General features: G+C 61.4%; 9 protein-coding genes and 2 pseudogenes. 4 read left to right on the top strand and 7 right to left on the bottom strand.

Going from position 1 to position 7335, the window contains the following annotated elements:
- Positions 1-240 precede the first annotated feature (240 nt).
- The 3 genes from AC0L3L_RS23920 to AC0L3L_RS23910 are packed head-to-tail and all read right to left on the bottom strand — an operon-like array spanning position 241 to position 1054.
- On the bottom strand, positions 241-453 hold the full coding sequence (locus tag AC0L3L_RS23920) for a hypothetical protein (RefSeq protein WP_473639305.1): 213 nt from the start codon (positions 451-453) through the stop codon (positions 241-243).
- Positions 450-737 (bottom strand): hypothetical protein, encoded by a 288-nt coding sequence (locus tag AC0L3L_RS23915; RefSeq protein ID WP_473639303.1) that lies wholly within the window; start codon positions 735-737, stop codon positions 450-452. Before AC0L3L_RS23915 ends, AC0L3L_RS23920 begins: the two co-directional genes overlap by 4 nt.
- The gene (locus tag AC0L3L_RS23910; RefSeq protein WP_473639301.1) at positions 713-1054 is read right to left on the bottom strand and encodes a hypothetical protein; all 342 of its coding nucleotides are present in this window, start codon (positions 1052-1054) and stop codon (positions 713-715) included. The genes AC0L3L_RS23915 and AC0L3L_RS23910 overlap by 25 nt, the downstream gene beginning before the upstream one ends.
- Positions 1055-1505: 451 nt before the next feature.
- On the opposite strand from AC0L3L_RS23910, the gene AC0L3L_RS23905 reads away from it, so the two are divergent.
- Together AC0L3L_RS23905 and AC0L3L_RS23900 are read left to right on the top strand one after the other, a co-directional pair.
- The gene (locus AC0L3L_RS23905; RefSeq protein WP_473639299.1) at positions 1506-2366 is read left to right on the top strand and encodes a TIGR01459 family HAD-type hydrolase; all 861 of its coding nucleotides are present in this window, start codon (positions 1506-1508) and stop codon (positions 2364-2366) included.
- A 9-nt stretch (positions 2367-2375) separates the two neighbouring features.
- A complete protein-coding gene (locus AC0L3L_RS23900; RefSeq protein WP_473639297.1) occupies positions 2376-3359 on the top strand; it encodes a bifunctional riboflavin kinase/FAD synthetase in 984 nt (327 codons plus the stop codon).
- Positions 3360-3417: 58 nt separating this feature from the next.
- Here the strand turns inward: AC0L3L_RS23900 and AC0L3L_RS23895 are convergent, their stop codons facing one another.
- Positions 3418-3972 carry an HdeD family acid-resistance protein gene (locus AC0L3L_RS23895; RefSeq protein ID WP_473489390.1) on the bottom strand — a complete coding sequence of 185 codons (555 nt, stop codon included), beginning with the start codon at positions 3970-3972 and terminating at the stop codon, positions 3418-3420.
- Between the two features lie 339 nt (positions 3973-4311).
- Between AC0L3L_RS23895 and AC0L3L_RS23890 the strand changes: the two are divergent.
- Positions 4312-5239 (top strand): annotated as a pseudogene (locus AC0L3L_RS23890) (alpha/beta hydrolase).
- Between the two features lie 220 nt (positions 5240-5459).
- Positions 5460-6208 (top strand): annotated as a pseudogene (locus AC0L3L_RS23885) (MipA/OmpV family protein).
- 3 nt (positions 6209-6211) lie between these two features.
- Here AC0L3L_RS23885 and AC0L3L_RS23880 read toward each other — a convergent pair.
- From AC0L3L_RS23880 to AC0L3L_RS23870, 3 genes are all read right to left on the bottom strand, one after another.
- Complete coding sequence (locus tag AC0L3L_RS23880; RefSeq protein ID WP_473529885.1) at positions 6212-6646, bottom strand: RES family NAD+ phosphorylase; 435 nt, start codon at positions 6644-6646, stop codon at positions 6212-6214.
- A gap of 3 nt (positions 6647-6649) precedes the next feature.
- On the bottom strand, positions 6650-7072 hold the full coding sequence (parS, locus tag AC0L3L_RS23875) for a type II RES/Xre toxin-antitoxin system antitoxin (RefSeq protein WP_473489393.1): 423 nt from the start codon (positions 7070-7072) through the stop codon (positions 6650-6652).
- Between the two features lie 65 nt (positions 7073-7137).
- Entirely contained in the window at positions 7138-7323 is a 186-nt protein-coding gene (locus tag AC0L3L_RS23870; RefSeq protein ID WP_473489394.1) for a hypothetical protein, read from the bottom strand.
- Positions 7324-7335 lie beyond the last annotated feature (12 nt).

The raw sequence follows: 7335 nt of genomic DNA, 5'->3' as shown, positions 1-7335 counted from the left end.
GCGATCCACCGAGGCGACGAAAAAGCCAATCCGCCGCAGCAAGGATAACGCTCATGCCCTAAGTTAGCGCCTATGGGGTGCTGTCCCGCCGGCCTATCAGCCAATCGCATCAACGCCACAAGGCCGGTCTCCAGTTGGAAATGGATCCCACAAAAAGTCTGCGATCCTTCCCACCCCCCTCTGGCCTGCCGGCCATCTCCCCCGCAAGGGGGGAGATCGGCAGCTTCGGCGAGGTCATCCTCAGCCGACGATGCGCAGGTTCGACAATTCGTTGGCGATTTCCTTGAAATTGTCCGACAGCGTCGCCCCGGTCGCGTTCCAGAACAGCTTGGCCGGTTTGGTCGGATCGGTGGGATCCATGCGGAAGCGCGAGTCTGACGAGCAGGCCTTCAGCGCGTCGAGTGCTTTCTTGTCGCCGGCATCGCTGGTCGACAGGTCGAGCGCGACGGTCATGACACGTCGGCGGGGGTCATCATCGTCCAGTCGAAATCCTCGTGCTGGATCGGGGAGATGCCGTCCTGGTCCATCCAGCTATCCTGGTCATGGGTGGGACCGACATTGACCGCAGCAGCGAACGGCACGAGGGAGAACTGCACCGGTTTGCTGACCTGCTTCATCTGCTGTGCCTGCAGCGCCAGCGTATCGACAAGCTGCTTGGCGGCAGTCTTCAGCAGGTCTATTCGCTTCGCGCCGGTGCGGGAGCCCAGATTATTCATCGAGCCGGAATTGTCGAGCACAAGGCTACTTCCAGCGTGTTCTTGAGGCGGATTTCCGAGCACGCCGTGAAGGTTGTATCGCTGGTGGTCCCGCCGCCCATCAGCATGGCGGCGGCCGGCAGAAAATAGGGGTGGTACGTCAGGGCGCTGCAGAGCTTCAACGTACCGCCACCCGCATTGTTGTTGGGCAGGGTGACGGTAAGCAACGTATTGGCCGGATCGACAGGGCCGAGATTGGCTTCGAAGAAAGTCTTGGCATAGGCCTTGGCGTCGTCGTCGCTTGCGCCGGAGACGATCTTATGAGCGGTGGCGAGGCCGGCGCCGTCCAGGGCATTCAACGTAGCGTGCTTCTAGCGGAGCAGTGCCGAGTAGTCGACGCTGAGCGCCAAGCCGCCCATGAGCGGCACCATGGTGATGACCGTCATCAGCGTATAGTTGCCACGCCGGTCCCTACCGAATTTTCGGATCATTGCCTTCAGCACCCCGCCAGTCGGCGAACGATGCCACCAATCCTTCAATTTCAGATTGCTAAAATATGTCCAAGATCGGCTCATTTTTTCAAAGCTCGTTAACCACGCCGCCGATGGCGGCAATGCCGCCCGCGATTTGGACCGGCTAAAGCTCTGGAAAACGAGAATTTTTGTGCCGTGCGATCATGCCTTCATTTCGGGGCGGCGATGCTGAACGCGGCGAAAGCTGGTGACAGGATCAAGAGCTTCGGTTAATGCGGTCCGGTCGCTGCGGATCGTCGGCGGCGGCGCTCGCAACCATCATGACCTGGGAAACGATATGGCGGATTCGCCCGATATCATCGGCTCGCTCGCGGATTTGTCGGCAGCCTATTCTGCCATTCTTTGCGATGTCTGGGGCGTGGTCCACAATGGCGAACGGCATTTCCCGGCCGCGACCCTGGCGCTGGCGACCGCACGCGAGGCGGAGATACCTGTGGTGCTGATTACCAATTCGCCACGCCGCAGCGCCGATGTGGTGGCGCAGATGAATGCGATCGGCGTTCCCTCGGAGGCCTACGACCGCGTCGTCACCTCCGGCGATGTGACCCGCGACCTGATCATCGAGGGCCCGCGAAAGATCTTCCATATCGGCGCCGATCGCGATTTCACGCTCTATGACGGGCTTGATGTCGAACTCGTCGAGGAGTTCGAGGCATCCGGCGTGGTCTGCACCGGGCTGTTCGACGACGAGGTCGAGAAGCCGGAAGACTACGCCGATCTTCTGCGGCGGCTACGTGCCAGGAACCTGCCCTTCATCTGCGCCAATCCCGACATCGTGGTCGAGCGCGGCGAGCGGATGATCTGGTGCGCCGGGGCCTTGGCTCGCGACTATGCCCAGCTCGGCGGGCGGACGCTGATCGCCGGAAAACCATATGCCCCGGTCTATGACGTCGCGATGAAGGAGATCGCCGACTTGCTCGGCCACCCGGTCGAGCGCTCGGACGTGCTGGCCATCGGCGACGGCATGATGACCGACATCAAGGGTGCTGCCGACAACGGCTTCGACGTGCTCTACGTGTCGGGCGGCATCCATGCCCGCGACTACGGTGATACGCTACAACCGGATCCGGCCAGGCTAATTGCCTTTCTGGAAAGGCACGGCTACCGGCCGGTCGCGGTCATACCGAGACTGCAGTAGGGTCGCTCGATGACGGAAGCCTTCGAACGCATTTCTGCAATCTCGCCGCTGCCGGCCCATTTGCGGGGTGGCGTGGTGGCGATCGGCAATTTCGACGGCGTTCACCGCGGCCACCAGGCGGTGCTCGAGCGCGCGCTTGCCGAGGCCCGCCGGCGCGGCGTGCCGGCTCTGGTGCTGACCTTCGAGCCGCATCCGAGAAAGGTGTTCCGGCCTGAGATACCGCTGTTCGTGCTGACGCCGCCGCCGATGAAGGCACGGCTGTTGTCGTATCTAGGCTTCGCCGCACTCGTCGAACAGCCGTTCACGCGCGACTTCGCCGCACTGTCGGCGGAATCGTTCGTGACCGACGTGCTGGACAGGAATCTCAGCATCATTCACGCCGTGACCGGCTTCGACTTCCACTTCGGCAAGGACAGGCAAGGCGGCCCGGCCTATCTGATGGCGGCCGGCGAACGCCACGGCTTCGGCGTCACCCTGGTCGACGCGTTTCGCGACGAGGGCGCCGAGGTGGTGTCGTCGAGCCGGATCCGCGCGCTGCTATGCGAAGGCGCGGTGGCCGAGGCCGCCGGCCTGCTCGGCCACCGCTTCACGGTCGAAAGCGAGGTGATCGGCGGCCAGCAGCTTGGCCGGACGCTCGGCTTTCCAACCGCCAATATGAGGCTTTCGCCGGAAGCTACTCTGAAGGAAGGGATTTATGCCGTCCGCTTCCGTCGCCCCGACGGTACGCTTCATGATGGTGTTGCCAGCTTCGGCCGCCGCCCGACCGTCGATGACAACGGCGCGCCGCTTCTGGAAACTTTCGTTTTCGATTTTTCCGGCGATCTCTACGGCGAGATATGCGCTGTGTCCTTCTTTGGTTTCCTGCGCGCGGAGGTGAAGTTCGACGGGCTCGACGCGCTGGTCGCGCAGATGAAGCGCGACGAAGTCGAGGCGAGGGCGCTGCTTGCCGGCGTCAGCCCGCTTTCCGAGCTCGACGCGGCCATTGCTTTCTAAAGCATGATCCCGAAAAGTGGGAACCGGTTTTCGGACAAGATCATGCTAAAACAAGGACCTATTTTTTCAGCGCCAGGCCGACCGCAATGAAGGCCCAGCCCTGGAAGATCAGGTCGACGGCGAGAAACAGCCCCAGCACCCATACGCTGTTGACTGGCCAGCCCATGGCGATGACCAGGCCTGCCAGCGCGCTGATGACGCCGGCCGCCACCAGCCAGCCCCAGCCTTTTTCCGGTCTGTGCTTGTACCCGACCCAGGCCCTGAGCACGCCTGAAGCGAGAAGGGCGACCGCCAGCAGGAAGGTCAGCACCGCCGAGGCCAGCAGCGGATTGTAGAAGGCGAAGAACCCGGCGACGGCATAGAGGAGACCGCTGAGCAGCCAATAGAAGAACCGGCTCCAAGTCTTCACACCGAAGGCATGCATGATCTCGATGACACCGGCCATCAGCATCAGCCAGCCGACGACGTAGACCGAGGCGACCGTGGCGATGAACAGATTGCCGAAGGCGATGCCGCCGAGGATCAGCAGCAGCACGCCGAGCCCGACGAACCATCCCCATTTCGCCCGCGTCTGACCGATTGCATCTTTCAAGGCATCGCCGTGCAGTGCCATCGCCCTTCTCCCTCAAGGTTACCTTTGCCGGCTTTGAGGGTAACGCCGATCGGCTTGCCCGTAAAGCGAGCAGGCTGGGGGCGCCACAGCCCGAGCGATCCGCTTGCCAGACGTTCGCTTTTGATCCGAAGCGGCCAAATATCTGATGGAATATTCGACTATGTGCAGGGGGCAGTGCTAAAACATGACGAGCGGGTTACGGGCCACCCCGTCCTCCCGTGTATTCGCCATGGCGCAATTGTAACGAAAAATTCCCAGTGCTGGCATTGGCGCTTTATGGATGACGTGTGGCTGCTGCTGTCCGCCGTTTTCTACGTTTGATGAGACTAGGGAAGCAAAATGAGCGATGCGGACGAACACCTCGATCTGACGGAGATCAACGCCGTCCGCAGCTTGTTGGAGTCAAAGCCACGACCGGTGGGCTGGGACGAACGCCGGGCGCGGCTCGATGAGGTTGGTTCGGTGTGGCCGATTGCGGACGACATCCAATGCGAGGATGCGGTTTTCGACGGCCTGGAGGGAGAGTGGTCGCTAGCGCCTGGGAGTGACAGGGATAAGGTTCTGCTCTTTTTCCACGGTGGTGGCTACTGCTCGGGCTCGCTCAAAAGTCATCGTCGAATGGTGACTGAGGCAGGTCGAGCAATGGGAATGCGCACCCTCGCGATCGACTATCGACGAGCACCGGAACATCCTTTTCCTGCGCAGCATGCAGACGCGCTCACGGCATGGCGCTTTCTGAGCCGGCAAGGGGTCGCGCCGGATCGCATCGTGGTTGGCGGAGACAGTGCGGGCGGCAACCTCACCCTGTGCTTGGTCGGTATATTGCGCGCGGCAGGCGAGCGGTTACCGCGATCTCTTTGGCTGGTCTCGCCCTGGACGGACCTTTCGATGTCCGGCGCGACACTATCAACTAAGGACGCGATCGACCCTATCATCCACCGGGCGTATTTGGAGGAACTGGTTACCGCCTATGTTCCCCATGGCGTTGGCCGGCGCGATCCCCTGATCTCGCCGTTGTTCGCCGATCTGAGCGGATTTCCCCCAATGCTGATACAAGTCGGTTCTGCCGAGACGCTGTTGTCGGACGCAACTCGGCTCGCGGAAGCCGCTGGTGCGCCCGGATGTCAAAGTACGACTCGAAATTTGGCCGCATATGATTCACGCCTGGCCGGTTTGGAATGCAGGATTGAGTGCCGGTCGCCGCACTCTTCACAGCGCGGGCATGTTTGTGAATATTTGTAACCCTTGGGTGGGCGGCCAAGGTTAAATACGGCTATCGCCAAATTCCAACAGCAGCCGAGACATTCCAGGCTGGAAAGCGAGATGGCAGCTCCTGTGAATTCCAGACGTCTTGATCTGGAATCTTGGCGGGCCATACAATCGACTGCAATGCGGAACAGTACGACCAACGCCGCCGATGTTACGGATATTAAGTTAAATTTTACCGAACTGGCGCCATGGCTTGTGAAGGCTGGTTGTGTCGGCCAATGCGTTCTGTCCGAGCGATCCCGGTGGTTCTGGCCGCCTTCATACTTGGGGCCTCCGGTGCCGCCGAAGCCGGTGAGGGCGCCTTGGGCTGGCTGTCCGGCGACTGGTATTTGACGGTCGGCGCCACCGGCATGGTCGCGCCGAATTTCGAGGGCGGCAAGAAATACCTGCTCAGCGCCTCGCCGATCATCTCGCTCGGCAAGGCCGGTCCTGCGGCCCGCTTCACCTCGCGCAACGACAACATCTCGCTGGGGTTGATCGACGACGGCGGCCTCCGCGCCGGACTGGCCGGAAAATTGCTGTTTTCGCGCGATGGCGACGACGCCGACGAGCTGAAAGGCCTTGACCCGGTGCGCTGGGGTGGCGAGGCCGGCGGCGCCCATAGCGGCTTTGTCGCCGACATCGCCGCCGACGCCTTCTATGATGTGACGCCGGACGTCAGAATTTCGGGCGGGCCGCGCGTTTCGTTCGCCTCGTCGGACTATTTCGACGCCTACTACGGCGTTAACGCCGAGGAAGCCGTGGCTTCGGGCCTCAGCCAATACCGTCCGGGCGGCGGCGTGAAGTCGGCGGCCTCGGCGGCGCGGTGACCTGGAAAGTGACCGAGCCGATGACGGCCAGCCTGTTCGGCGAATATTCGCGCCTGATGGGCCCGGCGGCCGATTCCAGCCTGGTCAAGGAGCGCGGCTCAAGAGACCAGTTCATGATCGGCGTCTCGACGACGTATCGCTTCGACTTTTCGATGTGAGCACTATCCCAGCAATCGCGTATCGACCGGATGGTTCGTGACGCCAACAATACGGATGCAGTCGCGGGCCAGCAAATCCGGGTTGAGGAGATAGTTTCTTGTGAACGGGACAATTGCACAAGGAACTTCCATGACGGCGTGGGTGGCAGCAGCGACAAAGTTCCTCCCGAGCCGTTGTGTCATGGCCAGATCGTCCTTCCAGTCATCAGGCAAACCAGGAGACGTGATGGCAACGCCATCCGGCATTTCGATCTCCAGAAGCTGATAGGTCTGGGGCATGTCTTCCGCGTCGACATGCACAAGTATCTCGAGAAGTGCCGTGGCCGGGTGATCGGCGCAGTAGACAATTGGTGTTCCCATGACATGCCAACGGCCGCCGCTGACCAAACCACCGACACCCAGCAGGTCGGCGTAGCCGGAAATGCGCCAGAGCCGCATATGTCAGGCGAAGATGCCATGGTCGATGCGATGGAGCTCTTCTTCCACCAGCGCTGCACCCGTTTCTGACTGCAAGAGGTTGATCGGTGTCTCGTTAAGCACCCTGCTGTGCTTGCGCAGCCAACGCTGCGCCTTTTCGTGATTACCGAAAACCCGATCCGCCATCGCCGAAATCCGTTCAAGCCGCATGACGCGGTCGGACTCGGCGATCGTCAGTGTCTCGTTTCGCTCCCTGCGGCGCGCCAATGTCCGTCGCGGGCCGACGATCCTATAGATTTCGTCATTGCTGAAGCCACGCTGGCGAAGTCCTTCGACCCTGGTGACATGAACGAGAAACCGTTCCGTTGCGGTGTCCGGGATTGCGGCGCCGATACGCTCGGCCTTTGGATTTGGGCTCGGCTGACCCTTGATGTGCAAGCTGGACATGTTTTAGCTCCGCTGCCATATGCCCAAAGATATAGGCGCAATTGGCACATGACGCAAGGAAACCACTAGAGTTCGGGCTTTTCAATATCGCCTGTCTCGGTTAAAAGCCCAGCCATGACGAGCTTTTCGCGCCTTTTCGCGCTGACGATACGAATTACGAGCCCGGTGTTCCGGGCGGCCTGACCGCCGCCGGAGCCGCCGGGAATTTTGCGCGCGGCCTCTCGCGCTTTTTCCAGATCATGATAGTTCAACGCCCGGGCTCT

It is taken from the genome of Mesorhizobium sp. WSM4849 (assembly GCF_055811385.1).
Note: the sequence above shows the minus strand (reverse complement) of the source record. Positions and strands in the feature narration are given on the sequence as shown.